Consider the following 24932-nt stretch of genomic DNA (forward strand, 5'->3'; position numbering starts at 1 on the left):
AAAAAAAGGGACAGCTTCGACCAACTTCTTCCAAAACAACAGGGGCAGCGACAGTACCGCCCCTGCTCGGCTCACCACACCGCGATATGCGCATCCGCCCTCGGTTCGGTACCGCCGCAGAGTACGCCACTGACAGGGTCGCGCAGGATGATCTGGCCGCGCCCATAGTCAGTGAGGTCACTGGCGATCTGCACCTGGTGGCCGCGCCGCGACAGGGCGTTGGCCAACTCGCGGGAGGCCCCGTGTTCGATGCCGACCTTCAGGTCGCCCAGCCATTGCCAGCGCGGCGCGTCCAGGGCCGCCTGGGGGTTGAGGCCGAAGTCCACCAGGTTCATCACCATTTGCACGTGGCCCTGGGGCTGCATGTAGCCACCCATCACGCCGAACGGCCCGAGGGCGTGACCGTTTTGAGTGAGAAACCCAGGGATGATGGTGTGAAAGGTTTTCTTGCCTGGGGCCAGGCAGTTCGCGTGGGCCGGGTCGAGGCTGAATTCCTGGCCACGGTTCTGCAGGGCGATACCGCTGTCGGGCAGCACAACGCCCGAGCCGAAGCCGTGGTAGTTGCTCTGGATAAACGAGACCATATTGCCTTCGGCGTCGGCGGTCGCCAGGTACACGGTGCCGCTGGCGTGCGGGTCGCCGGGTTTGGGCGGTTGCGCCTGTTCGCCGATCTGCCCGCGACGCCGGGTGCTGTAGCTGTCGCTGAGCAGGTCGTCCACCGCCATACGCATGTGCAGTGGATCGGTGATGTAGTGCAGGCCGTCGCTGTAGGCCAGCTTCATGGCTTCGAGCTGGCGATGCCAGGTCTGTGCGCTGTCGCGGTGATCGAAGTGGAAGCCTTCAAGGATTTTCAGCGCCATCAGGGCGACCAGGCCCTGGCCGCTGGGTGGAATTTCCCAGACGTCGACGCCGCGATAGTTGATGTGGATGGGGGCCACCCACTGTGCACGGTAATCCTCCAGATCACTGGCGCGCAGGTAACCGCCAGTGGCACGGGAATGCACGTCCAGGCGCTCGGCGAGTGCGCCGCGATACAGACTTTCACAGCGCGTGGCGGCCAGTTCCTCCAGCGTGCGGGCTTGGCCCGGATTGCGGAACATCTCCCCGGCCTTGGGCGCGCGCCCATCGATGAGGAAGGTGTCGAACCAGGCATCGAGCACCGGGTCGCGATGGGGGCTGAATTCGTTCACAGCCAGTTGCCATTGATGGGCGACCACCGGCGACAGCGGGAAACCGTCCCGTGCCAGGCGGATGGCCGGTTGCAGCAGCGCGTCGAAGGGCAGCTTGCCGAAGCGTTGCGACAGCTGCGCCCAGGCCGAGGGGCAGCCGGGCACTGTTACCGGCGTCCAACCGTACAGCGGCATACGCTCGTGACCTGCGCCCTTGACCGCCTCGATGCTCAACGCGGCCGGCGCGTGGCCGTTGCCATTCAGGCCGTGCAGCTGGCCCTTGCACCAGACCAGCGCAAACGCATCGCCGCCCAGGCCGCAGCCGGTGGGTTCCACCACGGTAAGCGCCGCCGCCGTGGCGATGGCCGCATCAATGGCATTGCCGCCCTGTTGCATGACTTCGATACCGGCCTGGGCGGCCAGGGGCTGGGACGCGGCGACCATGCCGCGCCGGGCGAACACGCTTTGGCGTTGCGACGCATAGGGATATTCATGGGCAGAGAAGTTCAACATGGCAAAAGCTCTTGAATAAGAGGGATTGGCGTGCGCTCAGAGCACGCGACTGAGAAAGGCTCGGGTACGCGGGTGGCTGGGATGACTGAAGATCTGTTCCGGCGGCCCTTGCTCGATGAGCTCGCCCTGGTCGAGCACCACCACGCGGTCGGCCACTTCACGGGCAAAGCCCATTTCGTGGGTGACCACCACCATGGTCATGCCCTCCTCGGCCAGTTCTTTCATCACCTGCAGCACTTCGCCGACGGTTTCCGGGTCGAGGGCGCTGGTGGGTTCGTCGAACAGCATCGCCTGGGGTTTCATCGCCAGCGCACGGGCGATCGCCACCCGTTGCTGCTGGCCGCCGGAGAGCATCGACGGGTAATGGTTGGCCTTGTCCGCCAGGCCGACGCGCGCGAGCAAACCGCGCGCCTGTTCCAACGCCTCGGCACGCGGGGTACCCAGCACCTGGATCGGCGCCTCGATGATGTTTTCCAGCGCGGTCATATGGGGGAACAGGTTGAAGCGCTGGAATACCATGCCGATGTCACGACGCTGGCGGGCGATGTTGCGCTCCGAATCGCGCACCAGGCTGCCGTCGCTGCGCTCGCGGTAACCCATGGCGCGGCCGTTGACGCGGATGCGCCCGCCCTGGATGTCCTCCAGCAGATTAATGCAGCGGATAAAGGTGGTCTTGCCGGAACCGGAGGCGCCGATCAGCACCACCACTTCGCCGCGCCGCACTTGCAGGGAGATGCCCTTGAGAATCTGCAACGCGCCGAACGATTTGTGGATGTTCAGCGCTTCGATGATCAGCTCTTCACTTTGATGCGCCATGGTTAACGTCCCCTCAGCAGTTTCAGGGTGCTGCGACCGAACATGCGGCTGGCGGCCGGCGGGGGCGCCGATGGCCGGTCGGACTGGCTGAAGCGGACTTCAAGCCAGCGCTGAAAAAAGCCCCACAGCGTGGTCAGCGTCAGGAAGTACAACGCGACCACCAGGTACAGCTCAAATACGCGAAAGGTCGCCGAGGTGATCATCTGGGTGCTGAGCAGCAGTTCCTGCACACCGATCACGCTGACCAGGGTGGTGTTCTTGAGCATCACGTTGAACTCGTTGCCCAGCGGCGGCACGATCACGCGAAACGCCTGGGGCAGCACGATGCGCCGCATCAACTTGGCGAAACCCATGCCCAGGGAACGTCCGGCTTCGTACTGACCTTTGTCGACCGCGCCGATGCCGGCGCGAATGATCTCGGCCATATACGCGCCTTCGTTCAGGCCCAGGGCAATGATCGCCGCCTGGATATTGCCGGGCACTACCAGGCCGAACAGCTCGATGTCCTCAAAACGGAAAATCCCGCCGGCCGCCAGCGCGGTGTAGAGAAACACGATCTGCACCAGCAACGGCGTGCCGCGCATCAGCCACACGTAAAAGCGCACCGGCAGGTGCAGCAGCGGGTTTTTCGACAGGCGCAGCAGCGCCGCCGCCAGGCCAAGCACACAGCCCAGCAGCATCGCCAGCACACTGATCAGGCAGGTCAGCCAGAGCCCGGTGAGGTACACCCCGCTGGGCTGTAACAGGTACTGCCAGAACACATCCCAATTGAAGTTCATCGCGCCGGACCTCAGTCGAGTGTGTCGCTGCTGACATGCCATTTATTCAGCAACTGCGCATAGCTGCCATCGCTGCGCATGTCGCTGATCACCTGATGCACGGCCGCCGTCAGTTGCGGGTCATCCTTGCGCATGCCCAGGCCCGTGAGGATGCGACTGAACGCGGGCACGCCCTCCTGGAACAGGTCCGGCGCCATCGCTGCGTAATAACCGGCGGTTTCCACGGTGGTGCCGTAAGCGTCGACCTGGCTGATGCGCAGGGCCTGGAAGGCATCGGTGTCGGTGTTGTAGACCACCAGTTTCATCGGCGGCTTGCCGGCCTTGGCCAGGCTGTCGTTCTGCGTGTCCAGCAGGGTCTTGATGGTGGAGCCGTTAAGCACCGCGACCTTGTGGCCGGACAGCTCATCCAGGGTCTTGATGCCCTTGGGGTTGCCCTTGGGCACCACCACCGACTGGCTGGAGTACATGTAGTTGACGATGTCGATCACTTGCCGCCGCTCGGGTTTGTCGAACAGCTGGTCGACAATCATGTCGCATTGCTGGGCGAGTAACGCCGGCACCAGGCCGGAGAACGGAATCACCTTCCATTGCACCTGCTTGTCGCCCAGGCGCTTGGCGATTTCCAGGCCCAGGTCGACGGTAAGGCCACGCGGTTTCTGGGACTCATCGAAGGACACCAGCGGCGGGGAATCCATCCCCGAGCAATAAGTGAGTTTATCGACGTTGCGCAAGCGCTCCGGCACTTGGGGCGCGGCGACGGCCCATTGCGTGCACAGACCGAGGGAGACAGCCACCAGCAAGGCGCGGTGTTTATGCATGACCAGACACTCCAGTTCGTTGAAAAACGGGGCAGGACTCAACGTCAAAACACAATGGATCTTATTGTTCTGTTTGCAGGAATTGGATCAGCGCCGGCACAGTGCCTTCGATGTGCTCACGCACCACCGCCTCAGCGCGGGCCGCATCGCCGGCACGGATCGCTTCCAGGATCACTGAGTGCTCCTGGCGCGCGCTGAGGGGCTTTTCACCGTGCTGCAGCCACAACCGCATTGGCGCTTCGACCAGGGAATACAACGCCGAAATCTGCTTCATCAACCGCGGCCGGCCGCTGAGGCTGCACAAGTACTCGTGGAAGGCGCGATGTCGGCTGACCCACTCGGCGCTTTCATCGCGGTAGTCATCCATTTCATCCAGCAGACGCTCCAGCGCCGCCAATTGACGCTCGCCGATGCGCCCGACCGCCACACGCACCGCGAGGCCTTCGAGGGCACTGCGCATTTCGAAAACCTCGTGCAACTCGTCAATGTCCAGGCCACTGACAATCGCACCCCGGTTGGGACGCAAGGTCACCAGGCCTTGAGCATCCAGACGGCGAAACGCCTCGCGCACCGGCATGCGGCTCATGCCGATCTCGCTGGCAATGTCTTCGGCAATCAACCGATCACCTTTGCGATAGCGTCCGCCGCAGATCGCATCGAGCAGGAAGTTATAGGCCTCCTCCTCGGCAGTCAGCGGCTGACGATCACCGTAAACGGGAGCAAATTGCATTGGCAGCACCTTTTGACTTTTTGTATCCAATTATCCACGAATACAAACAGAGCAGAATGTGTGCCAGGTGCGATGGGCACTGCTTAAGTGTTTGATTTGGCAGGCAGCATGGAAATGCGATCGCCATGGCCGGATTGATTGAAGATCGAATGTGCTACCAAATGGCTCAGCAGAGGCGCCATCTGTGTGCAGGAAAGTGCCGGGTAGCCCAATGTGTTGACCAGGTGATCCAGCGGTTCAACGTTCTTGCTGTGCACCAGAATGTGGAGAAATTGCTCCAGGTTTGGGCGGTGCGATTCGTCGTTCGGACAGGAACTCTTCACAGGTAACCGCCCTGCTCGACTCCCGCTCAAGATTGATGGCGAGGTCTGGGCCTGCCCGGCGAAAGCCATGGGCGATCTGTTTAAAGTTCCCGGCGCTGGTGCCGCTGCGCTTGGCCACCGACTCCACCGAAAGGTGTGTCGAGGGACCGGATGAGTTCGAGTAGCGTCATGTTAGTCTCCGAAAGAAGCTAAGATTACATTTTGCTAATTTAGATAGAAATAGCATTTTATATTTTACTGTTTGCTAACGCAGGGACACTATCGCCTATGGATATCAAAACTCTTCGGGTCGACGCGCTGCGGCGCGTCATCGGCCCACTCAGCCAGAAAGACTTCGCCGACCAGCACGATCTGGACGCTTCGTATTTGTCACAGATCCTCAATGGGCACCGCTCATTGGGTGAGAAAGCGGCGCTCAACCTCGAGCAGAAAATCGGGCTCACGCCTGGTGTGCTGGTCAACCCGAATGGGCACGGGCCGGCATTGATCGAGGGTGAGTACATCCGTCAGGATGTGGTGCGAGAGGCGGCGTCTGCTTACCAGGCCCTTCAGGACAAGGCCACGCCGCGGGCAGTTGCGGTTATCGAGAAACTCGCCAGGGCTGCGGCGAAGGGAAGACTCAAGGAGTCGGACTTGGTTCTGCTTGAGGGCATAGCCGCCCTGCTTGAGAAGGCCAACGCTGAAAAGCCTTGAGCCGGATGCAGAAAGCCCGGCACTTGGCCGGGCTTCAAGGTAATCATCGTTTCAAACGGCGTTGAGTCGCTCAACCATGTCAGGGAAGCGCTGAACCAACTTAATCAGCAGCGCCGCCTGGGCATTTGGCTTTGACTTCGATTGCTCCCAGTTCTTCAGCGTGTCAGGGCTAGTCCTGATTTGCCGGGCGAAAACCGGCTGCGACATGTGAAGGTTCTCACGGATGGAAACGATCTCAGCAGCCGTCACCTCTGGAGGCGCAAGAGCCTCAACTTCGTACTGTCGAAGTGTGATCTTCCCTTGCCGGTGCTCGCCCATCTCGTTTACGCCTTGCATCAGCTCAGCAAACAGATCGCGCTTCTTTTTCATTTGCCGCTGATCATTGCTGGGCTGAGCCAGGCGGCGTGGGGATATGAAGATATTGATAACCTGGCAGGGTCAACAGTCTTGACCTCTGGCGGACTTGAGAGAGTCACCTGCCCCATTGGCGGTGATTACGACTGCATGACTTGGCCTCAAGACCTGTACAAGCTGAGGCTGCAGAACATTTGCTTCACTGCCAGGATCATGATGTGCAGCTACTCCTGTGAAGGCTTTATTGCACAGAAGGCCAACATTCAAACGCTATATATAGTCGGTAGCACCAGCCTAGACAGCTCAGCGATTAGCCTCTACAAGTGCCCGAGCATGTACTGAGCACATAGCAGGCGCTTGCCACACCATGACAAAAAGACCAGAATAAAGACCTATCTAGGAGTCTTATCTATGCAAAATATTCTGGCTGATGTGGCCGTCAGCGTATCTGAACTCAAGAAGAAACCCTCCTCCGTCTTGAGCGGCGCCAACGGCATGCCTGTGGCTGTGCTGAACCACAACCGCGTTATGGGCTACATGGTTCCAGCAAACGTCTACGAGGCGATGGTTGAGCGCCTGGACGAACTGGAGCTGGTCCAACTGGTCAAGGCTCGGCTCGATGCTAAAGAAACACCTGTTCGGGTATCTCTGGACGATCTGATTGGCGAGGCAGAGGCAGATATCGCCAATGGCCGCTGAGTACGAGGTTGAGTGGGATCCGAAGGCACTGAAGGAGTTGCGTAAACTCGACGGAACAATACGCCTCCAGTTTCTGAAAAAGCTCCAGGAGCGGCAGTCCGGCCCGCGAGTACCAGGCGATGCGCTTCATGGCATGAAGGACTGCTACAAGATCAAATTGCGCGGCGCCGGCTACCGACTTGTGTACCGCGTTGAGGACGAGCGAATTGTCATCCTGGTGCTGGCTGTCGGCAAACGCGAGCGAAGCTCTGTGTATCAGCAGGCGGGGAAGCGGTAGGCAGAGACAAGAAACCCGGCGCGAGGCCGGGCCGAGCTCTATACAGCGAAAAAGCCTATTACTTGAGAAGCTGCTGATTTGCGTACGAAGAAATGGCTAACTGAGCTACAGATATCGGCAGAGCCTTGGCTTTGACCTTCGTTGTCAGGTACGCCTCAAACTTGCCAGCGCCTATGTATACCTCACGGAACCACCTCCGAAACTCCCCCAGGGCGGACTCTGGATAGCAGTTTGACTCTTGAGGGTTCGACAGGGCTTGCGGGAAATAATCTGGGTAGTTGTGTTCGTATTTGATTCGTGGGCTGTAAACGTTTTCTAACTCAGCGGTCTTCCAATGCTTTGCCCAATGTATTCCCACGCTACCGTCAGGAACAAAGGTGCTATCAATATGAATTCCGCTCTGCCCAAGATGGACGACCATATCAGCGATTTCTTTGAACCAAAGTAACCCGCTGGTACCGCGTTGTAGACCAGAGTGTAGTGGTCAACTAATCCCGGACACGACGTTAAGTTTTTCCTCGGCCCGCGCTGGTGCCAACCCATCGTTGAATTGATGAGGCCGAATCCAGTTGTACCGATGCATCAAAAAATGGCTGATATCGCGCTGTGCTTCCTGCGCAGTTCGATAGCCCACGGTCGGTATCCATTCTGTTTTCAAGCTGCGAAATACGCGCTCCATCGGTGCGTTATCCCAGCAGTTTCCTCGTCGACTCATGCTTTGGCGCATGCGGTATCGCCATAACCGCTGGCGAAAGAGTCGGCTTGCATATTGCGATCCCTGGTCAGAGTGGAATAGCAGATCCGAAGGCCTGCCACGCAGCTCGTAAGCCATATCCAGCGCTTTGATCACCAGTTCAGCGTCTGGCTTTTCCGACAGCGCCCAGCCCACGATCCGACGCGTACAAAGATCCAGGACGACAGCCAGGTAATGCCACTTTCCTTGCGCCCAAATGTAGGTGATATCGCCGCACCAGACTTGATTGGGCGCAGGCACGCCGAACTCGCGGTTCAATGTGTTCGGGATATCCAGTCTTTCTACTGTTGCTCGTTTGTAGGCATGGGAGCCGGGTTGTTTGCTGACTAAATCAAGCTCGCGCATCAAGCTACGCACTTTGAATCGACCGAGTTGCTCACCGTCTTCACGCATCAGTGACAGGATGCTGCGACTGCCCGCAGAGCTGCGACTTTGCGAGAACAGCTCACTGACGCGACTCCGCAATCGAAGCCGTTCAACATCCGGCGTGCGGCGCCGCAGGCGCTGGGCGTAGTAACACCAGCGAGTGACGTCAAACACCTTGCACAGCCAATCAACCGGCTCATGTGCCCTCAACTGGTCAATCAGCGCGAACGCTCGTGATCTTCCGACATCAAGAGCGCGGTAGCCTTTTTTAGTATTGATTTCTCTCGCTCAAGCCGAGCAATCCGGGCTTCCAGCTCCTGAATTTTTTGCTGTTCCGGAGTCAGTGCCTTGCTCTGCGGGGTGACGCCTTTATGTTCTTTCTGAATCTGGTCAACCCAGCGACGCAATGCCGACTCACCAATGCCGAGCGAACGGCTGGCTTCGATGTAGCTGTAGTTTTGTTTGAGCACAAGGTCGGCAGCCTCGCGCTTGAATTCAGGAGTAAAGGAGCGGCGTTGTTTGGTCATCTGACACCTCGATCTGGCGAGCATTCTCGCCTAAATGGGTGTCCGGTTTCATTAGACCACTACAGCAGCATCTGATTGAGGCTGCTAACAAAGTGTCGGCAACCGACTCTCGCGGGCCAGCGCTGACCATCTTAAGGAGGAAATTGGGATGATCCCCCGCAAAAGTCCCTACGCATGGAAAAGCCGAACTGGCTACAGTTCGGCTAAGTCATTGAATAATATGGTCGGGACGGAGTGATTCGAACACTCGACCCCTAGCACCCCATGCTAGTGCGCTACCGGACTGCGCTACGCCCCGACTAGGCGTGTTACTGGGTTTGCTTCGCAAGGAAGCGATCAGGAATATACCGCAAGCTTTTGAAATGTGGAAGTATTTTAAAAGCCGGATTTATTTCTTCAAAACCACCAGCACATCTTCGAGCTCGGAGATCATCTGGCGGATCAATTGCTTGTACTGAGTGGTGTCGTCTTTGGCTTCATCACCGGACATGCGCTGGCGCGCACCGCTGATGGTGAATCCCTGGTCGTACAGCAATGCGCGGATCTGTCGGATCATCAGCACATCCTGGCGCTGATAATACCGACGGTTCCCGGTGCGTTTGACGGGGTTGAGTTGAGGAAACTCCTGCTCCCAATAGCGCAGCACGTGCGGTTTAACCGCACATAACTCGCTGACTTCACCGATGGTGAAGTAGCGCTTGCCTGGGATGACGGGTAGCTCGTCGTTATGACTTGGTTCCAGCATAAGCCTCAACTCGGGCCTTCAACTTCTGCCCTGGACGAAAGGTGACCACACGGCGAGCCGTGATCGGGATTTCTTCTCCCGTTTTTGGATTGCGGCCAGGCCGCTGGCGTTTGTCCCGCAGGTCAAAATTGCCGAAACCGGACAATTTGACCTGTTCGTTGTCTTCCAGAGCGTGACGGATCTCTTCAAAAAACAGCTCGACCAATTCCTTGGCCTCGCGCTTGTTAAGACCCAGCTCTTCGTACAGACGTTCCGCCATCTCAGCTTTCGTCAAAGCCCCCATACGTCACTTCCTTAACGTGGCGTTTAACCTTTGTTCAAGCGAGGTGAGGATATTTTGTGTCGTGGCATTCACCTCATCGTCATTAAGAGTGCGCGATGGATGCTGCCAGGTCAAGCCGACCGCAAGGCTTTTTCTATGCGGATCAATACCTTTACCCTGATAGACGTCAAATAGCCTGAGGTCCGTCAGCCATTCCCCTGCATTTTCACGGATTACCTCCATAACGGCAGTGGCGGGCACTCCACGATCGGCGATCAGCGCCAGGTCACGGCGCACTTCAGGGAAGCGCGACAACTCGCTGAATTTGGGCATCTTGCCTGCAGCCACTTCAGCCAATACCAATTCGAAAACAAAGACCGGACGGTCGAGACCGAGGGTTTTCGACAATTCAGGATGCAGAGCACCAATGAAGCCCACCAGGCGCCCTTCGCGTCCGATGCGAGCGGTCTGGCCAGGGTGCAACGCTGGGTGGCTGCCCGGCACAAACGTGAAAGCGTCCAGTGCACCGGCGAAGCCCAACACCGCTTCCACATCAGCCTTGACGTCGAAGAAATCTACCGCGTCGCGGCCTTGCGCCCAGCCTTCGGGCAAGCGACTACCGCATACAACACCCGCCAACATCGGCTCTTGCTTGAGGCCGTCCAGTTGGCCGACGAAGCGCAGGCCGCTTTCGAACATGCGCACGCGGTCTTGCTGACGGTTCAGGTTATGAGAAAGCGCTTTCACCAGGCCTGGCCACAGCGAAGAGCGCATGGCCGCCATGTCGTTGGAAATAGGGTTGGCCAGCAGCAGCGGCTCGACGCCAGGGTTGAACAGTTCGAACTGCTTCGGATCGATGAAGCTATAGGTCACTGCCTCCTGATAACCACGAGCCACCAACAAGCGACGCAGCTCAGGCAGATGCGCACGCGCTTCGGCCTTGGGTTGCGGTGCCAGGCGCGCTTGCGGATAACGAACCGGCAGGCGGTTGTAGCCGTACAAGCGCGCCAGCTCTTCAATCAAGTCGACTTCCAGGCTGATATCGAAGCGATGACTTGGCACTTCAACGTGCCACTGTCCTTCCCCACTCGAAGAAATACCCAGGCCGAGAGCAGACAACAGCTGTTCGATTTCAGCCGGTGCGATCACCAGGCCAAGCATCTGCTCGACACTTTTGGCGCGCAGGGTGATCGGCGCAACGGACGGCAGGTACTGCTCGTTGACGGTTTCGGTGATCGGACCAGCTTCGCCACCGGTGATTTCCAGCAACAGGCCAGTGGCGCGCTCCATGGCCTCGCGGGCCAGCTTCCAGTCCACGCCACGCTCGTAGCGGTGTGATGCATCGGTGTGCAGGCCATAGGAACGGGCCTTGCCGGCGATGGCAATCTGGTCGAAGAATGCGCTTTCAAGGAACACGTCACGGGTGGTCGCGGACACACCGCTGTGCTCGCCACCCATCACGCCGGCAATCGCCAGGGCGCGGGAATGGTCGGCGATCACCAGGGTATCGGCGCGCAAGGCCACTTCCTGGCCGTCGAGCAGTACCAGCTTTTCGCCTTCTTCGGCCATGCGTACGCGAATGCCACCGTTGATTTCGGCGAGATCGAACGCATGCAGCGGTTGGCCCAGCTCCAACATCACATAGTTGGTGATGTCGACGGCAGCATCGATGCTGCGCACGTCCGCGCGACGCAGGCGCTCAACCATCCACAGCGGGGTAGGCCTGGACAGGTCGACGTTACGGATCACGCGACCCAGGTAGCGCGGGCAGGCGTTTGGAGCCAGCACTTCGATCGGCCGCACTTCATCGTGCACCGCAGCCACTGCGGCGACCACTGGGCGAGTGACTGGAGCGTTGTACAACGCGCCTACTTCACGCGCCAGCCCCGCCAGGGACAGGCAGTCACCACGGTTGGGAGTCAGGTCGACCTCGATGCTGGCGTCTTCCAGCTCCAGATAGACACGAATGTCCTGGCCCACCGGCGCATCGGCCGGCAGCTCCATCAAGCCGTCATTGCCCTCGCCTACCTGCAGCTCAGCCTGGGAGCACAGCATGCCGTTGGACTCAACACCACGCAGTTTGGCCTTCTTGATTTTGAAGTCGCCCGGCAGCTGGGCGCCGATCATGGCAAACGGAATCTTCAGGCCCGGGCGCACGTTGGGCGCTCCGCACACGACCTGGAACGTTTCGGCGCCATTGCTGACCTGGCATACACGTAATTTATCAGCATCGGGGTGTTGCTCGGTGCTCAGCACCTCACCCACTACCACGCCACTGAAAACACCGGCGGCCGGCGTAACGCTATCGACCTCAAGACCGGCCATCGACAGACGAGCGACCAGCTCGTCGCGACTTACCTGCGGGCTTACCCAGCCACGCAGCCATTGTTCACTGAATTTCATCCTGCTCTCCTAAAGATTCGTTACGACTAGCGAAATTGCGCGAGGAACCGCAAGTCGTTGTCGAAGAACAGACGCAAGTCGTTCACGCCGTAACGCAGCATAGCCAGGCGCTCTACGCCCATGCCGAAGGCAAAGCCCGAGAACTCCTCCGGGTCGATCCCGGACATGCGCAACACATTCGGGTGAACCATGCCGCAGCCCATGACTTCCAGCCAACCGGTCTGCTTGCATACGCGACAGCCTTTGCCGCTGCACATCACGCATTCCATGTCGACTTCAGCGGAAGGCTCGGTGAACGGGAAGAACGATGGGCGGAAACGCACCGCCAGTTCTTTCTCGAAGAACACCCGCAGGAATTCTTCGATGGTGCCTTTAAGGTCGGCGAAGTTGATATCGCGATCTACCAGCAGGCCTTCGACCTGATGGAACATCGGCGAGTGGGTGATATCGGAGTCGCTGCGGTACACACGGCCTGGGCAGACGATGCGGATCGGCGGCTTGTTCGCTTCCATGGTGCGGACCTGTACCGGCGAGGTATGGGTGCGCAGCAGCATGTTGGCATTGAAATAGAAGGTGTCATGCATCGACCGGGCCGGGTGATGGCCTGGGATGTTGAGCGCTTCGAAGTTGTGATAGTCGTCTTCGACCTCGGGGCCTTCGGCAATGCCGTAGCCGATATGGGTGAAGAACTGTTCGATACGTTCCAGAGTCCGGGTAATCGGATGCAGACCGCCCGAGGCCTGACCACGACCAGGCAAGGTAACGTCAATGGACTCGGCGGCGAGCTTGGCCGCAAGATCGGCCTCCTCGAGCGACGCCTTGCGCGCATTGAGAACCTCTGTGACACGCTCCTTGGCGACGTTAATCAGCGCACCGACTTGCGGACGTTCTTGCGCCGGCAAATTCCCCAGGGTCTTCATCACCTGAGTCAATTCACCCTTTTTGCCAAGGTAGTGAACCCGGATTTGCTCCAGGGCATTGATATCTTCAGCGCTTTGCACAGCCTCGAGAGCTTGAGCGACGAGCGCGTCCAGGTTTTCCATGTACAGACTCCAGATACAAAATAGGGGAAGAGCTTGAAGGCTCTTCCCCTATTTATGACGTTTAACACCTTGGGCTGCAGGAGCAACCCAAGGTGACTGTCGGGGGTACTTAAGCCAAGGTGGCTTTAGCTTTCTCGACAATCGCAGCAAACGCCGCTTTTTCGTTCACTGCCAGATCAGCCAGAACCTTACGGTCGATCTCGATGGACGCTTTTTTCAGACCGGCGATGAAACGGCTGTAGGACAGACCGTTAACACGAGCACCAGCGTTGATACGAGCGATCCACAGAGCGCGGAACTGACGTTTTTTCTGACGACGGTCACGGTAGGCGTATTGGCCTGCCTTGATTACCGCTTGCTTGGCAACACGGAATACGCGTGAACGCGCGCCGTAGTAGCCTTTAGCAAGTTTCAGAATTTTTTTGTGACGTTTACGGGCAATGACGCCACGCTTTACACGAGCCATGAGTTACTTCCTCTATTCTTGATCCAAAAATTAACGAAGGCGCAGCATGCGCTCGACTTTTGCCACGTCAGACGGATGCAGCAAGCTGCTACCGCGCAGTTGACGCTTACGCTTGGTCGACATTTTGGTCAGGATGTGGCTCTTGAAAGCGTGCTTGTGCTTGATACCGTTAGCAGTTTTCAGAAACCGCTTAGCAGCACCACTTTTAGTCTTCATCTTTGGCATGTTCGGATACTCCGCATTCAGTTGATAAACATAATCAGAAGGCCTGCCGTGCCCTGTTGATTACTTCTTCTTTTTCGGGGCGATGACCATGATCAGCTGGCGTCCTTCCATCTTAGGATGCTGTTCGACCGAACCGTACTCGAGCAGGTCAGCTTCAACCCGCTTGAGGAGTTCCATCCCCAGCTCCTGGTGGGCCATCTCACGGCCGCGGAATCGCAAGGATACCTTGGCCCTGTCCCCATCACTCAGGAAACGTACCAGGTTGCGCAGTTTTACCTGGTAATCCCCTTCCTCCGTCCCTGGACGAAACTTGATTTCTTTTACTTGAATCTGCTTCTGGTTCTTCTTCGCTGCAGCAATCTGCTTCTTCTTTTCGAAGATCGATTTGCCGTAGTCCATCACCCGGCAAACAGGCGGGACTGCGTCGGCGGAAATTTCCACCAGGTCCAACTTGGACTCTTCAGCGATACGAAGCGCTTCATCAATCGAGACGATGCCAATCTGCTCGCCGTCAGCGCCAATTAACCGAACCTCGCGTGCCGAGATATTCTCGTTGATCGGGGCTTTCGGTGCAGCTCGTTTATCTTGTCTCATTTCACGCTTAATAATAATTACTCCGAATCTGGGCGACCACGCCGGGAAACCGCTTGCGCGAGGAACTCAGCGAACTGGGCGACGGGCATCGAGCCCAGGTCAGCACCTTCACGAGTACGCACAGCGACAGTCTGCATCTCGACTTCCCGATCTCCGATAACCAAAAGATAGGGAACCTTGAGCAAAGTATGCTCGCGGATTTTAAAGCCGATCTTTTCATTTCTCAAGTCGGACTTGGCACGAAATCCGCTTTCGTTGAGAGTTTTTTCAACTTCAGCGGCAAAATCTGCCTGTTTATCAGTGATATTCATGATCACTGCCTGGGTTGGAGCCAGCCACGCAGGGAATGCACCCTCGTAGTGCTCGATCAGGATTCCGACGAACCGCTCGAACGAACCGAGGATCGCCCGGTGCAGCATGACCGGGTGCTTACGGCTGTTGTCTTCGGAGACGTATTCGGCTCCCAGACGGATCGGCAGGTTAAAATCGAGCTGCAAGGTACCACATTGCCAGACACGGCCAAGGCAATCTTTCAGCGAAAATTCAATCTTGGGCCCGTAGAAGGCGCCCTCGCCCGGCTGCAGATCGTACGCGAGACCCGCGCTGTCGAGCGCTGCGGCCAGTGCAGCTTCGGCGCGATCCCACAATTCGTCGGAGCCGACGCGCTTTTCCGGACGAGTGGACAGCTTCATCTCGACTTCGGTAAAGCCGAAATCGCGATAGACATCCATGGTCAGCTTGATAAACGCAGCCGACTCAGCCTGCATCTGCTCTTCGGTGCAGAAGATGTGGGCGTCGTCCTGTGTGAAGCCACGCACGCGCATAATGCCGTGCAGCGCACCCGATGGCTCGTTGCGGTGGCAGGCACCGAACTCGGCCAGGCGCATCGGCAACTCGCGGTAGCTCTTCAGGCCTTGGTTGAACACCTGCACGTGGCACGGGCAATTCATCGGCTTGATGGCGTAGTCGCGGTTTTCCGATTGCGTGGTGAACATGTTGTCGGCGTAGTTGGCCCAGTGCCCGGATTTCTCCCACAGGCTGCGATCAACGACCTGCGGAGTCTTGATCTCCAGGTAGCCGTTTTCGCGCTGAACCTTGCGCATGTATTGCTCAAGCACCTGGTACAAGGTCCAGCCATTCGGGTGCCAGAACACCATGCCCGGCGCTTCTTCCTGGAGGTGAAACAGGTTCAGGCGCTTGCCGATCTTGCGGTGATCGCGTTTTTCGGCTTCTTCGATACGCTGGATATAAGCGGCCAGCTGCTTCTTGTCAGCCCAGGCAGTACCGTAGATACGCTGCAGCTGCTCATTCTTGGCGTCGCCGCGCCAATAGGCGCCGGACAACTTGGTCAATTTGAACGACTTGAGGAAGCGCGTGTTCGGCACGTGCGGACCACGGCACATGTCCACGTATTCTTCGTGGTAGTACAGGCCCATGGCCTGCTCGTCCGGCATGTCTTCGACCAGACGCAGCTTGTAATCTTCGCCGCGGGCGGTGAACACATCGATCACTTCGGCGCGCGGCGTGACCTTCTTGATCACGTCGTAGTCTTTTTCGATCAGGGCGTGCATGCGCTGTTCGATGGCCGCGAGGTCATCCGGAGTAAAAGGACGCTCGTAGGCGATATCGTAATAAAAGCCTTCTTCAATGACTGGGCCGATCACCATTTTTGCAGTCGGGTACAGTTGTTTGACCGCATGGCCAATCAAGTGCGCACAGGAGTGGCGAATGATCTCCAGCCCCTCTTGGTCCTTGGGCGTGATGATTTGCAGGCTGGCATCGCTGGTGATCAGGTCGCTGGCATCGACCAGTTTGCCGTCGACCTTGCCGGCCACGGTGGCCTTGGCCAGGCCTGCGCCAATCGACGCGGCGACTTCGGCTACCGAAACCGGATGATCGAATGAACGCTGACTGCCGTCGGGAAGAGTAATAGTTGGCATGGCGCCTCCTCTCCTAGTGGTGACCCCTACCAAAGGTCACGTGGGTTGGGATGAGCCAGTACAAGATCCAATATCAGGCCGTTCATTTCTGAACGCCTGCCTTACAGCGGCAGGAGCCTTTCGGCCAACCGATCATCGAACCAGAGTGACTGGAGTGAACAAAAGTAACGTGGCAAGGCGGCCTTTGGCACACCGGGAAATAGCCAGGGCGTCGATGCTAGCACAGATGAACGGTCATCGCAGAGCCGCCGCCGCCGGTAATGCAGATTTCCAGGCTTTATAGCTGCAAAAGTGAACTTGAGCTGTACGCGGCGCCTCAAAGCCACTGAGAATCGCCGTTCGTCCTCGACCCATAGGAGCATCCCATGATGCGTTTTACCTCGACCCTCGCTCTCGCCGCCTCCCTGACTGTTCTTTCCTTCGGCGCTCAGGCCGCAGCCCCGTCTAACTGGCCAGCCGGTGCCCGTGAAAGCTTTGTCAGCGACTGCAGCGCCGCAGCCAGCCAGAACGTGGACGCCAAGACCGCCAAGGCCCATTGCGAATGTGGCGCGGACAAAATCAACGCGGAATTGAGTACTGCAGAAATCAAAGAACTCATGACTAACCAGAACGCCAGCCCGGAGCTTAAAAACAAAGCGGTGGCGGCTATTTCGTCCTGCAAAGTCGTGAAGAAAAAGTAATATCGCCGCCCGATCAGACGGCTATTTGCCTGAAAAAACGGCCTGAAATGCCTCGTTTCTCACAAAATACGCAGCTTTTACGGCTTTTTTTACACCCTTATGTTTTGCATCAAAGCCCCGTAGACCGGGGCTTTCAGCCAGTCAAAGGGCTAAACGCAACGCTATTGATTAGCAAACAATGCCTTGGGGGGGCTCCCAAGCCGAACATTTCGACTATGATAGCCCGGTGTGCCCAGTTGGCCTGAGCAGCACAGCACTACTGAAAATATATGTTTCTTGGAGATACACCATGTCTAATCGCCAAACCGGCACCGTTAAATGGTTCAACGATGAAAAAGGCTTCGGCTTCATCACTCCTCAAGGTGGCGGTGACGACCTGTTCGTACACTTCAAAGCTATCGAAAGCGACGGTTTCAAAAGCCTGAAAGAAGGCCAAACCGTTTCCTTCGTGGCTGAGAAAGGCCAAAAGGGTATGCAAGCTGCACAGGTTCGCGGCGAGTAATTCTCCGCTGAGCTAAAAAAACCCCGTCCATGTGACGGGGTTTTTTATGGGCGCTGCGAAGGTCGATGACGATCAGCCGCAATTAACCCGAGTGATCACCAGGTTGTCATCGGTATTCAGGTTCAGGCGGTCGGAGCGATATTCCAGGGTGATCATATCGTTGGGCTTGAGGATCCGCGCATTCTGCGCACCGGATCGCGCGCGTGCCTGCTCAAGCAGTTGCGCAGAGGCTTTCTGGCCAATCGCAAATTCGGCGGCCTTCGCCTCACAGCGGCTATGGCCGGCGTCGGCCACGGCATCTTTGGCCGGCTCAGAGGTACCCGAGGTGCTGCAACCCGCCAGTGCGAGTGCCGCCAACAAAGTACCGAATGATGCGAGCTTCCAAGGCATGAAGCCTCCTATGATAAAAAATGGACAGAGATCGTGCGACAGCGGTCTTACGATTTGGTTTCAAGACGTAAACCGTCAAGGGGCAAGTCTGCCTGACTCTTGCGGGGCATTCGCCAGGTCAATCGTGACCAGATATGAATGCAATCAGTAGATATCGATGTAGGCATCTGCCGGCGTAGGCCAGTTCTGCTTCAACGCGTTGAAAATCTGCGTGACCCACACTTCGTCGCTGGCTGCCACGTTTCCGACGTACCCGGAACCTTTGGCCCACGTCTCCAAGCGAAACAGCAACCCTGCGATGTCGACCCCACCCACGGCCTTTCCGGATGAGATGTAGCCTATGCCGGCCTTGGTCACCCGCAGTTGGGCATGTTCGTCGTCACTGGCACTGGCGAGCAATTGGCGCACGGCATCCCGTGTGAGGCTCTCGGGGTTATTCAAATCGATCTGCACGCGGTGGTTCCCGATGGTTAAACACGGTGCGAGTGTCGCACAGTTCGAGCGAACGCCTGAGCGTCTCATGCCTAAGTATCAGTGCCAAACAGCCTGCAAGATGATTAACTGCGTGGCCAGAAACCGCGCTCCAGCGCCCTGCCCAGTATTTTCAGCCTCGCGAGATTTTCATGACCACCGTAACGCTCCAAGCCGACATCAAAGCCAAGTGGCCTCAGGGCCAAAGCGCCTATAGCCCTGGCAGCCCTGAGGAGCTAGCGATTATCGGAATTGATCTGTTGGTCAAGGAAATGGGCACTGAGGCCGCACAAGCGTTCATCAGCCAGGTATTTGAAAAATACCCGGCCGATCACAGGGGCCCAGAAAAACCCGAGCGAGACTGAGAGCCGGCCGGCGAGCGCCGACCGACACAGGTTTACTTAAGGCGCGCCAGACGTTCGGTCAACAGATCGAAAAAGCCCTGGGCATCGCCGTTCTCAACCCAGAACGCGTTTTTCGGTTGTTTCAGGCCGTCGTACCAATCGACGATAGTCTGGCCGAAGGTCGGGCCTTCACGACTGTCTACCACCACGTTGACCGCTCGACCGCTGAACAGCGAGGGCTTGAGCAGGTAAGCAACTACGGTGGCATCGTGAACAGGGCCACCGGGAATGCCGTAGTGCTCCATGTCGCCTTTGACGTACTCATTGAGAATGTCGCCGACCACCTTGCTCGCATTGTTCTTGAGGTCGGCGATTTTCTTCAAGCGCGCCTCACTGGTGAGCACTTTGTGGGTCACGTCCAGCGGCAGGTAGGTGAGCTTGACGCCGCTCTTGAGCACGATTTCCGCTGCGACGGGGTCCGCGAACAGGTTGAACTCAGCCACCGGCGTGATATTGCCACCGTTGAAGTGCGCACCGCCCATCACCACCACTTCCTTGATACCTTGGGTGATTTCCGGATCCTGGGTCAGGGCCAGCGCCAGGTTGGTCTGCGGGCCGAGCATGGCGATGGTAATGCTGTGTGGTTTGGCGGCACGCAAAGTCTTGATCAGGTAATCGACGGCATTACCTTCAGCAAGCCCCTTCTTGGGCTCGTGCACGGTCACACCGGAAATGCCTTCCTTGCCATGAATATTCTCGGCATAGATCGGCGTGCGCAGCAGCGGCGCCGGCGCACCGGCGTATACCGGGATATCCTCGCGCCCCGCCCACTCGCGGGCCAGCCTTGCGTTACGGGAAGTTTTGTCCAGGCGCACGTTACCAGCGACGGTGGTGAGCGCGCGGATGCTCAGTTCTTCCGGAGAGGCCATGGCGAACAACAATGCCACCACATCATCGGCGCCAGGATCGGTGTCGATGATCAGGTCGATTTTCTCCGCCGCCTGGGCGCTTGCTGCAGTGAGTGCGGACAAAAGCAGAACACTCCGGAACAGATTTCTCAGGATGGGTAGACCACGTTGCATAGAACACTCCTTGTTGGAAAAGACTAGAACGTCACGCCGGACACCAGCGCAATATTGCAGTAAGGCTGACACTCGCCAGTGCGCACCACGGCGCGCGCCTTGCGACTCAGCTGTTTGAACTCATCATGGCTGAGCAGGTGACGCTCGCCGAGCGCGGCCTGGTCAGCCAGGGTATTGAGCTGCGCCAGCGCCGGTGGCTGTTTGAGCAGAATCTCGTTGGCCAGCACATGACTCTCCACCTGCATTTCACTGAGCACAATGCGCAAAGTGCTGATGAAGTCAGGAATACCCTGGGTCAACGCCAGGTCGATCAGCTCGACACCCGGCGGCACCGGCAGACCGGCATCGCCGATGACCAGGATGTCGCCATGGCCCAGGGAGGCGATCACACGCGACAGCGCGATATTGAGCAGCGGAGTCTTTTTCATGAGGGCACAAAACCTTGTACGTCGTGCAGCGTTGGAATGGAAGGTTGTGCGCCAGCGCGGGTGACCGACAGCGCGGCTGCAACCTGGCCAAAGCGGATGGCCTCGGCTTCGCTTTTGCCAGCGGACAATGCGGCTGCAAAACCGCCCACGAAGGTGTCGCCGGCTGCGGTGGTATCAACCGCCTTGACCTTGGGCGCCACCAAGTGCTCAAACCCTTGACCATCGGCAAACAACGCACCTTGCGCACCCAGGGTAACGATGACTTTGCCGGCACCGGCTTCGATCAGGCGAGTCGCGGCTTCTTTGGCGCTGTCGAGGGAATCGACCGTCACGCCACTCAGCGCACTGGCTTCGCTTTCGTTGGGAATCAGATAGTCGATCGAGGCGTACCACTCGGCCGGCAACGGGCCACTGGCCGGGGCCGGATTGAGGATCACGGTCTTGCCCAGTTCACGGCCACGCTTGAGGGCGTACCCTACGGTGTCCATGGGCACTTCAAGCTGGCAGACGATCACGTCGGCCCCCTGCAGCACCGCGTCGAACGTTTGCAATGAGGCTGGCGTCAGAGCGCCATTGCTGCCGGCCACGATCACGATCGCGTTCTGGCTGCTGTCATCCACCACGATCAACGCCACGCCGCTGGAGCCAGTGACGGCAGCCACAGCCTGACAATCGATACCCTCGACCAGCAAAGCATCGCGCAATTGGCTACCGTAGGCATCGGAGCCCACGCAGCCGATCATCGCCACCTCGCCTCCCAAGCGCGCCACCGCCACGGCCTGGTTGGCGCCCTTACCGCCGGGCACGGTGGAAAATGTCTGGCCGATCAACGTTTCACCGGCGCGCGGCAAACGGCTGGCGCGGGTGACCAGGTCCATGTTCAAGCTGCCTATTACCACTACTTTTGCGGGCATACATCAATACTCATCAATTCGGTTCAGCGGTATTGGGCAAACACACCGGCGACGGGTGCCGTCGATTCGCGCAACACAATGCTCGGCGTCACGATACGTTGATCGATCGGCAGTTGAGGGGTTGCGATCCGTCGCAGTAAAAGCTCGGCGGCCGTCTCGCCCAATTGCACGATGGACTGCCCCACCGTGGTCAGTGCCGGGTAAACGTAACGGCCCATTTGAATGTCATCGAAACCGATCACCGACAACTCGCCGGGCACGCGGATGTTGCGTTCCGCCGCCGCGCGCAGCACGCCGAAACCGATCATGTCATTGCTGGCGAAAATTGCGCTGGGCGGCTTATCCGCCAGCAATTGCACCGCGGCAGCATAACCGCCGGTGCTGGTGAAGTCGCTGTCGCGGACGCGCGCGGCCGGCACCTTCACGCCCGCTTCGTGCAGCGCCCGCTGATACCCCGCCAGGCGCATCTGCGCCACTCGGGTATGCGCCGGGCCACCGATACAGGCAATGTCGCGGTGCCCCAGTTCAAGCAAATGGCGAGTGGCCAGGTAAGCGCCCTCCTCATGGTCGATACGCACCAGATCGACGTCGATGCCATCCAACGCCCTGTCGACAATCACCATGGGCGTGCGCACCGCGCTCAAGCCTGCGGCAAGCCCACTGTCATCACCGCCTACGGACGTCACGATCAAGCCGTCGATTCTTTTTTCCAGCAACACCCGCAAATAGTTGCGTTGCTTTTCAGCGTTGTCGTCGGAGTTGCAGAGAATCACGCAGTAACCGTTACGCTCGCAATAATCCTCGATGCCACGGGCCAGTTCCGCGAAGTACGGGTTGAGGCTGTTAGGCACCAACAGGCCGATGGTAGCGGTGGTCTTGGCCTTGAGCGAACGCGCGACGGCACTGGGCACATAGTCGAGCTGCTTGATCGCCGCTTCGACCTTGAGACGCACCGGCTCGCTGACCGGGCGCGTCTTGTTCACCACATGGGACACCGTGGTGTAGGAAATACCCGCAAGTGCTGCCACATCCTTGATCGTTGCCATGGCTTAGCCTCGCCGACTGGCGCGCTGGCTGCGGTAGGTATCGAGGACCACGGCGATCACGATCACGGCACCGGTGATGATGCGTTTAGTCGGCTCGGTGGCGCCGATCTGCGCCAGGCCGGCAGCCAGGACCGAGATGATCAAGACGCCAAAGAACGTGCTGATCACCGAACCGCGCCCGCCCATCAGGCTGGTGCCACCGATCACCACCGCCGCGATTACTTGCAGCTCCAGGCCGGAACCGGCGTTCGGGTCCGCCGCTTCCAGGCGCGAAATCTGGAACAGCGCGGCCACGCCAGCCAGCAGGCCCATAAGGCTGAATACCAATATTTTGTAGGGCTTGGGATTGATCCCCGCCAGACGCACCGCTTCTTCGTTGGTGCCGATACCGATCAGGTAGCGACCGAATACCGTGCGCGTTAAAACCAGTTGCGCCGCAATGATCACCAGCAAGGCGATGATGAACGACGGTGAAATACCGAAGGCGATCGGGTTGGACAGCCAGGCGAACGAGTCGCCGATGTAGGCGGTGCGTGAGCCAGTCATCTGGTACGCGACGCCGCGGGCCATTTCCAACACACCGAGGGACACGATAAACGACGGAATGCGCCAGGCCACGGTGATCGAACCGGTGAGCGTGCCGGCCAATGCGGCGCAACCCATGCCCAGCACGGCGGCCGGCAAAACGCTCCAGCCCCAGCTGAGGATCGCCACACTGACCGCCGACGCCGCCAATGCGAGCACCGAGCCAACCGACAGGTCGATACCGCCGATGATCAGGATAAAGGTCATGCCCACCGCCAGCACCATCAGGTCCGGAATCTGGTTGGCTAACGTGCTGAACGTGTCGTAGGACAGGAAGTGATCGCTCAGCACCGAGAACAGCGCAATCATCGCGAGCAAGGCTCCTGCCAGGCCCAGGTAAGTCCCCAGGCCATAGAAGTTGCCGCCGGTTTTACCGGGAGAAATAGTTGTTTTCATGGGGTATCCCTAAGCACTGCATCGTTGAGCAGCGCATCACGTTTCTGATAGCCGGCAAAGGCGGCGGCGAGCAATTCGTCCTGGGTCCAACTGTCGCGCTCAAACGTGTCGATCAGGCGCCCGGCGGACAGCACGCCGATGCGATCGCAGATCAGCATGAGTTCACGCAGGTCGCTGGACACTACCACGAGCGCCTTGCCCTGGCGGGTCAACTCGCCGAGCAAAGCGTAGATGTCGAACTTGGCGCCAACGTCGATACCGCGCGTGGGCTCGTCGAACAGCATCACCGAGCAGTCGCGCTCCAGCCAGCGGCCGATCACCACCTTCTGCTGGTTGCCGCCGGACAATTGCGACACCAGTTGCGCCGGGCTGGAACTGCGGATGCGCATGGCATCGATCTGACGCTTGGCCAGGGCGGTTTCATCGCGGCCATTGACCACGCCGCCCTTGGAAATCTCCGGCATATTGCCCAGGGCAATGTTCGCGCTGATGGACTGGGTCAGCAGCAGACCTTCGCCCTTGCGGTCCTCGGTGATCAACGCAATGCCATGGCCTACTGCATCAACCGGTGAACGAATGCTCACCACCTGGGCCGACGTGCCCAGGGCTACAGTGCCGCTGTCGGCCTGGTCGGCGCCGAAGATCAAGCGCAGCAATTCAGTACGCCCGGCGCCGATCAGGCCGGAAATGCCATAGATCTCACCGGCACGTACCTCGAAAGACACATCGCGGACTTTGTCCGAGCGGGTCAGACCTTTGACCGTCAGCGCCGGACCGCCGATGGTACGGGGCCCCAGGTCGATGTGCTCGCCCAACTCGCGACCGACCATCAACGTGACCAGTTGCTCGCTGTTGTAGTTGGCCATCGGCTCGACGCACACCAGTTTGCCGTCACGCAATACCGCGATCCGCTGGGCGACCCGGGCCAATTCTTCCAACCGGTGCGAAATGTAGATGATCGCCACGCCACGGGCCTGCAGACGCGTGATCTGTTCAAACAGCATCTCGACTTCGCGGGCCGTGAGCATCGCCGTGGGCTCATCGAGGATCAGTACATGGCAGTCACCGATCAGGTTGCGCGCGATCTCGACCATTTGCTGGTGGCCGATGCCGAGGCTGCCGACCAGGGTGTCCGGATCAATGGCATCCAGGCCGACCTGGGCCATGGCTTCGATCGCCGCCTTGCGCAATTGCTTGCGGCTGATCCAGCCACCGCGGCTGGGCAGCTTATGCAAAAACAGGTTTTCGGCTACGGTCAGGGTCGGCAGCAGGTTGAGCTCCTGCATGACCATGCGCACACCCAGCGCCTCGGCTTGGGTGCGGCTGGCCGGGCTGTAATCCTGGCCGTTGAACTGCATGTGCCCGGTGGTCGGTGTGACCAGCCCGCCGATAATCTTCGACAAGGTACTTTTGCCTGCACCGTTTTCACCGGTCAGTGCCAACACTTCACCACGATTGAGCGTCAGGGTGATGTCGGCCAGCACAGGCTGGGCATAGGTCTTACCGATACCGCTGACCGAGAGGACAGCGTTCGGGGCGGAAGATGACATAGGAAAATCTCCAGGCGTCCGCCCGGGGCGAGCGGACGCTGTTTGGGT

General features: G+C 58.7%; 30 protein-coding genes, 1 tRNA gene and 1 pseudogene. 7 read left to right on the forward strand and 25 right to left on the reverse strand.

The annotated features are described in order from the left end of the window. Positions 1-71: 71 nt before the first annotated feature. The 6 genes from PSH94_RS16345 to PSH94_RS16370 form a co-directional block, all read right to left on the reverse strand. Positions 72-1682, reverse strand: coding sequence for a gamma-glutamyltransferase family protein (locus PSH94_RS16345; protein ID WP_305435313.1), 1611 nt, complete (start codon positions 1680-1682; stop codon positions 72-74). 36 nt (positions 1683-1718) lie between these two features. After that, a complete protein-coding gene (locus PSH94_RS16350; RefSeq protein WP_305435314.1) occupies positions 1719-2498 on the reverse strand; it encodes an amino acid ABC transporter ATP-binding protein in 780 nt (259 codons plus the stop codon). A 2-nt stretch (positions 2499-2500) separates the two neighbouring features. Further along, a complete protein-coding gene (locus PSH94_RS16355; RefSeq protein WP_285429060.1) occupies positions 2501-3277 on the reverse strand; it encodes an amino acid ABC transporter permease in 777 nt (258 codons plus the stop codon). 11 nt (positions 3278-3288) lie between these two features. After that, complete coding sequence (locus PSH94_RS16360; RefSeq protein WP_305435315.1) at positions 3289-4095, reverse strand: ABC transporter substrate-binding protein; 807 nt, start codon at positions 4093-4095, stop codon at positions 3289-3291. A gap of 61 nt (positions 4096-4156) precedes the next feature. After that, positions 4157-4825, reverse strand: coding sequence for a GntR family transcriptional regulator (locus PSH94_RS16365; RefSeq protein WP_253508486.1), 669 nt, complete (start codon positions 4823-4825; stop codon positions 4157-4159). A gap of 83 nt (positions 4826-4908) precedes the next feature. Further along, positions 4909-5217, reverse strand: a complete 309-nt coding sequence (locus PSH94_RS16370; RefSeq protein ID WP_305435319.1) for a hypothetical protein — start codon at positions 5215-5217, stop codon at positions 4909-4911. Positions 5218-5415: 198 nt separating this feature from the next. Here PSH94_RS16370 and PSH94_RS16375 point away from each other — a divergent pair, with 198 nt between their 5' ends. Next, a complete protein-coding gene (locus PSH94_RS16375) occupies positions 5416-5841 on the forward strand; it encodes a hypothetical protein (protein ID WP_305435321.1) in 426 nt (141 codons plus the stop codon). Positions 5842-5892: 51 nt separating this feature from the next. Here PSH94_RS16375 and PSH94_RS16380 read toward each other — a convergent pair whose 3' ends face one another. After that, positions 5893-6210 (reverse strand): DNA-binding transcriptional regulator, encoded by a 318-nt coding sequence (locus tag PSH94_RS16380; RefSeq protein ID WP_034099046.1) that lies wholly within the window; start codon positions 6208-6210, stop codon positions 5893-5895. 396 nt (positions 6211-6606) lie between these two features. Here PSH94_RS16380 and PSH94_RS16385 point away from each other — a divergent pair, with 396 nt between their 5' ends. After that, a complete protein-coding gene (locus PSH94_RS16385; protein WP_305435324.1) occupies positions 6607-6894 on the forward strand; it encodes a type II toxin-antitoxin system Phd/YefM family antitoxin in 288 nt (95 codons plus the stop codon). Continuing rightward, positions 6884-7171 (forward strand): type II toxin-antitoxin system RelE/ParE family toxin, encoded by a 288-nt coding sequence (locus PSH94_RS16390; RefSeq protein WP_181081260.1) that lies wholly within the window; start codon positions 6884-6886, stop codon positions 7169-7171. The genes PSH94_RS16385 and PSH94_RS16390 overlap by 11 nt, the downstream gene beginning before the upstream one ends. 484 nt (positions 7172-7655) lie before the next feature. Here the strand turns inward: PSH94_RS16390 and PSH94_RS16395 are convergent. Beyond that, positions 7656-8818 (reverse strand): IS3 family transposase gene (locus PSH94_RS16395; protein ID WP_305435326.1). Its coding sequence is split into 2 segments (ribosomal slippage): positions 7656-8563 and positions 8563-8818, totalling 1164 coding nucleotides; the frame shifts between segments, so codons are not numbered across the junction. Between the two features lie 71 nt (positions 8819-8889). On the opposite strand from PSH94_RS16395, the pseudogene PSH94_RS16400 reads away from it, so the two are divergent. Then, positions 8890-8970 (forward strand): annotated as a pseudogene (locus PSH94_RS16400) (integrase); the annotation flags it as partial. Positions 8971-9039: 69 nt separating this feature from the next. Here the strand turns inward: PSH94_RS16400 and PSH94_RS16405 are convergent. The 9 genes from PSH94_RS16405 to thrS form a co-directional block, all read right to left on the reverse strand. Further along, positions 9040-9116: transfer RNA gene (locus PSH94_RS16405), tRNA-Pro, on the reverse strand. Positions 9117-9206: 90 nt separating this feature from the next. Beyond that, positions 9207-9563: a MerR family transcriptional regulator gene (locus PSH94_RS16410; protein ID WP_003174972.1), complete on the reverse strand. Its 357-nt coding sequence runs from the start codon at positions 9561-9563 to the stop codon at positions 9207-9209. Further along, positions 9544-9846, reverse strand: a complete 303-nt coding sequence (gene ihfA / locus PSH94_RS16415) for an integration host factor subunit alpha (RefSeq protein ID WP_002553164.1) — start codon at positions 9844-9846, stop codon at positions 9544-9546. Before ihfA ends, PSH94_RS16410 begins: the two co-directional genes overlap by 20 nt. A 3-nt stretch (positions 9847-9849) precedes the next feature. Continuing rightward, positions 9850-12228, reverse strand: a complete 2379-nt coding sequence (gene pheT, locus PSH94_RS16420; RefSeq protein ID WP_305435328.1) for a phenylalanine--tRNA ligase subunit beta — start codon at positions 12226-12228, stop codon at positions 9850-9852. A 26-nt stretch (positions 12229-12254) separates the two neighbouring features. Further along, positions 12255-13271 carry a phenylalanine--tRNA ligase subunit alpha gene (pheS, locus tag PSH94_RS16425; protein WP_266246125.1) on the reverse strand — a complete coding sequence of 339 codons (1017 nt, stop codon included), beginning with the start codon at positions 13269-13271 and terminating at the stop codon, positions 12255-12257. A 109-nt stretch (positions 13272-13380) separates the two neighbouring features. Continuing rightward, complete coding sequence (gene rplT, locus PSH94_RS16430) at positions 13381-13737, reverse strand: 50S ribosomal protein L20 (protein WP_002553161.1); 357 nt, start codon at positions 13735-13737, stop codon at positions 13381-13383. 30 nt (positions 13738-13767) lie between these two features. Further along, complete coding sequence (gene rpmI / locus PSH94_RS16435; RefSeq protein WP_002553160.1) at positions 13768-13962, reverse strand: 50S ribosomal protein L35; 195 nt, start codon at positions 13960-13962, stop codon at positions 13768-13770. Between the two features lie 60 nt (positions 13963-14022). Continuing rightward, the gene (infC, locus tag PSH94_RS16440; RefSeq protein WP_169850653.1) at positions 14023-14574 is read right to left on the reverse strand and encodes a translation initiation factor IF-3; all 552 of its coding nucleotides are present in this window, start codon (positions 14572-14574) and stop codon (positions 14023-14025) included. Continuing rightward, positions 14574-16496, reverse strand: a complete 1923-nt coding sequence (gene thrS, locus PSH94_RS16445; RefSeq protein ID WP_003192490.1) for a threonine--tRNA ligase — start codon at positions 16494-16496, stop codon at positions 14574-14576. Before thrS ends, infC begins: the two co-directional genes overlap by 1 nt. Before the next feature lie 365 nt (positions 16497-16861). Here thrS and PSH94_RS16450 point away from each other — a divergent pair, with 365 nt between their 5' ends. Together PSH94_RS16450 and PSH94_RS16455 are read left to right on the forward strand one after the other, a co-directional pair. Then, positions 16862-17176, forward strand: a complete 315-nt coding sequence (locus PSH94_RS16450) for a hypothetical protein (protein ID WP_181081250.1) — start codon at positions 16862-16864, stop codon at positions 17174-17176. 289 nt (positions 17177-17465) lie between these two features. Next, complete coding sequence (locus tag PSH94_RS16455) at positions 17466-17678, forward strand: cold-shock protein (RefSeq protein ID WP_003234260.1); 213 nt, start codon at positions 17466-17468, stop codon at positions 17676-17678. Positions 17679-17750: 72 nt separating this feature from the next. Here PSH94_RS16455 and PSH94_RS16460 read toward each other — a convergent pair whose 3' ends face one another. Beyond that, the gene (locus PSH94_RS16460; protein ID WP_181081249.1) at positions 17751-18068 is read right to left on the reverse strand and encodes an I78 family peptidase inhibitor; all 318 of its coding nucleotides are present in this window, start codon (positions 18066-18068) and stop codon (positions 17751-17753) included. 144 nt (positions 18069-18212) lie between these two features. Continuing rightward, positions 18213-18521 carry a hypothetical protein gene (locus tag PSH94_RS16465; protein WP_305435332.1) on the reverse strand — a complete coding sequence of 103 codons (309 nt, stop codon included), beginning with the start codon at positions 18519-18521 and terminating at the stop codon, positions 18213-18215. 170 nt (positions 18522-18691) lie between these two features. Here PSH94_RS16465 and PSH94_RS16470 point away from each other — a divergent pair, with 170 nt between their 5' ends. Next, entirely contained in the window at positions 18692-18904 is a 213-nt protein-coding gene (locus tag PSH94_RS16470) for a hypothetical protein (protein WP_305435333.1), read from the forward strand. 32 nt (positions 18905-18936) lie between these two features. Here the strand turns inward: PSH94_RS16470 and PSH94_RS16475 are convergent, their stop codons facing one another. The 6 genes from PSH94_RS16475 to PSH94_RS16500 are packed head-to-tail and all read right to left on the reverse strand — an operon-like array spanning position 18937 to position 24884. Beyond that, complete coding sequence (locus PSH94_RS16475; protein WP_181081246.1) at positions 18937-19965, reverse strand: nucleoside hydrolase; 1029 nt, start codon at positions 19963-19965, stop codon at positions 18937-18939. Between the two features lie 23 nt (positions 19966-19988). Then, positions 19989-20393, reverse strand: a complete 405-nt coding sequence (rbsD, locus tag PSH94_RS16480) for a D-ribose pyranase (protein WP_181081245.1) — start codon at positions 20391-20393, stop codon at positions 19989-19991. Continuing rightward, positions 20390-21307 carry a ribokinase gene (gene rbsK, locus PSH94_RS16485; RefSeq protein ID WP_305435335.1) on the reverse strand — a complete coding sequence of 306 codons (918 nt, stop codon included), beginning with the start codon at positions 21305-21307 and terminating at the stop codon, positions 20390-20392. The genes rbsD and rbsK overlap by 4 nt, the downstream gene beginning before the upstream one ends. 23 nt (positions 21308-21330) lie before the next feature. Then, positions 21331-22353, reverse strand: a complete 1023-nt coding sequence (locus PSH94_RS16490) for a LacI family DNA-binding transcriptional regulator (RefSeq protein ID WP_181081243.1) — start codon at positions 22351-22353, stop codon at positions 21331-21333. 3 nt (positions 22354-22356) lie between these two features. Next, complete coding sequence (locus PSH94_RS16495) at positions 22357-23334, reverse strand: ABC transporter permease (RefSeq protein WP_181081242.1); 978 nt, start codon at positions 23332-23334, stop codon at positions 22357-22359. Further along, positions 23331-24884, reverse strand: coding sequence for a sugar ABC transporter ATP-binding protein (locus PSH94_RS16500; protein WP_266246133.1), 1554 nt, complete (start codon positions 24882-24884; stop codon positions 23331-23333). Before PSH94_RS16500 ends, PSH94_RS16495 begins: the two co-directional genes overlap by 4 nt. Positions 24885-24932 lie beyond the last annotated feature (48 nt).

The sequence above is a fragment of the Pseudomonas sp. FP2254 genome, from assembly GCF_030687695.1.
GTDB lineage: Bacteria > Pseudomonadota > Gammaproteobacteria > Pseudomonadales > Pseudomonadaceae > Aquipseudomonas > Aquipseudomonas quebecensis.

What these genes read in the sequence shown, in the direction of transcription:
- PSH94_RS16470 (WP_305435333.1), top strand. Translation starts at nt 18,692, where the DNA reads ATGACCACCGTAACGCTCCAAGCCGACATCAAAGCCAAGTGGCCTCAG.
- PSH94_RS16380 (WP_034099046.1), bottom strand. Translation starts at nt 6,210, where the DNA reads ATGAAAAAGAAGCGCGATCTGTTTGCTGAGCTGATGCAAGGCGTAAAC.
- PSH94_RS16365 (WP_253508486.1), bottom strand. Translation starts at nt 4,825, where the DNA reads ATGCAATTTGCTCCCGTTTACGGTGATCGTCAGCCGCTGACTGCCGAG.
- PSH94_RS16375 (WP_305435321.1), top strand. Translation starts at nt 5,416, where the DNA reads ATGGATATCAAAACTCTTCGGGTCGACGCGCTGCGGCGCGTCATCGGC.
- PSH94_RS16360 (WP_305435315.1), bottom strand. Translation starts at nt 4,095, where the DNA reads ATGCATAAACACCGCGCCTTGCTGGTGGCTGTCTCCCTCGGTCTGTGC.
- PSH94_RS16345 (WP_305435313.1), bottom strand. Translation starts at nt 1,682, where the DNA reads ATGTTGAACTTCTCTGCCCATGAATATCCCTATGCGTCGCAACGCCAA.
- PSH94_RS16490 (WP_181081243.1), bottom strand. Translation starts at nt 22,353, where the DNA reads ATGGCAACGATCAAGGATGTGGCAGCACTTGCGGGTATTTCCTACACC.
- pheT (WP_305435328.1), bottom strand. Translation starts at nt 12,228, where the DNA reads ATGAAATTCAGTGAACAATGGCTGCGTGGCTGGGTAAGCCCGCAGGTA.
- PSH94_RS16450 (WP_181081250.1), top strand. Translation starts at nt 16,862, where the DNA reads ATGATGCGTTTTACCTCGACCCTCGCTCTCGCCGCCTCCCTGACTGTT.
- PSH94_RS16500 (WP_266246133.1), bottom strand. Translation starts at nt 24,884, where the DNA reads ATGTCATCTTCCGCCCCGAACGCTGTCCTCTCGGTCAGCGGTATCGGT.
- pheS (WP_266246125.1), bottom strand. Translation starts at nt 13,271, where the DNA reads ATGGAAAACCTGGACGCGCTCGTCGCTCAAGCTCTCGAGGCTGTGCAA.
- PSH94_RS16385 (WP_305435324.1), top strand. Translation starts at nt 6,607, where the DNA reads ATGCAAAATATTCTGGCTGATGTGGCCGTCAGCGTATCTGAACTCAAG.
- PSH94_RS16390 (WP_181081260.1), top strand. Translation starts at nt 6,884, where the DNA reads ATGGCCGCTGAGTACGAGGTTGAGTGGGATCCGAAGGCACTGAAGGAG.
- PSH94_RS16355 (WP_285429060.1), bottom strand. Translation starts at nt 3,277, where the DNA reads ATGAACTTCAATTGGGATGTGTTCTGGCAGTACCTGTTACAGCCCAGC.
- thrS (WP_003192490.1), bottom strand. Translation starts at nt 16,496, where the DNA reads ATGCCAACTATTACTCTTCCCGACGGCAGTCAGCGTTCATTCGATCAT.
- rpmI (WP_002553160.1), bottom strand. Translation starts at nt 13,962, where the DNA reads ATGCCAAAGATGAAGACTAAAAGTGGTGCTGCTAAGCGGTTTCTGAAA.
- PSH94_RS16370 (WP_305435319.1), bottom strand. Translation starts at nt 5,217, where the DNA reads ATGGCTTTCGCCGGGCAGGCCCAGACCTCGCCATCAATCTTGAGCGGG.
- PSH94_RS16495 (WP_181081242.1), bottom strand. Translation starts at nt 23,334, where the DNA reads ATGAAAACAACTATTTCTCCCGGTAAAACCGGCGGCAACTTCTATGGC.
- PSH94_RS16460 (WP_181081249.1), bottom strand. Translation starts at nt 18,068, where the DNA reads ATGCCTTGGAAGCTCGCATCATTCGGTACTTTGTTGGCGGCACTCGCA.
- PSH94_RS16350 (WP_305435314.1), bottom strand. Translation starts at nt 2,498, where the DNA reads ATGGCGCATCAAAGTGAAGAGCTGATCATCGAAGCGCTGAACATCCAC.
- rbsD (WP_181081245.1), bottom strand. Translation starts at nt 20,393, where the DNA reads ATGAAAAAGACTCCGCTGCTCAATATCGCGCTGTCGCGTGTGATCGCC.
- PSH94_RS16455 (WP_003234260.1), top strand. Translation starts at nt 17,466, where the DNA reads ATGTCTAATCGCCAAACCGGCACCGTTAAATGGTTCAACGATGAAAAA.
- PSH94_RS16475 (WP_181081246.1), bottom strand. Translation starts at nt 19,965, where the DNA reads ATGCAACGTGGTCTACCCATCCTGAGAAATCTGTTCCGGAGTGTTCTG.
- rplT (WP_002553161.1), bottom strand. Translation starts at nt 13,737, where the DNA reads ATGGCTCGTGTAAAGCGTGGCGTCATTGCCCGTAAACGTCACAAAAAA.
- rbsK (WP_305435335.1), bottom strand. Translation starts at nt 21,307, where the DNA reads ATGCCCGCAAAAGTAGTGGTAATAGGCAGCTTGAACATGGACCTGGTC.
- ihfA (WP_002553164.1), bottom strand. Translation starts at nt 9,846, where the DNA reads ATGGGGGCTTTGACGAAAGCTGAGATGGCGGAACGTCTGTACGAAGAG.
- PSH94_RS16410 (WP_003174972.1), bottom strand. Translation starts at nt 9,563, where the DNA reads ATGCTGGAACCAAGTCATAACGACGAGCTACCCGTCATCCCAGGCAAG.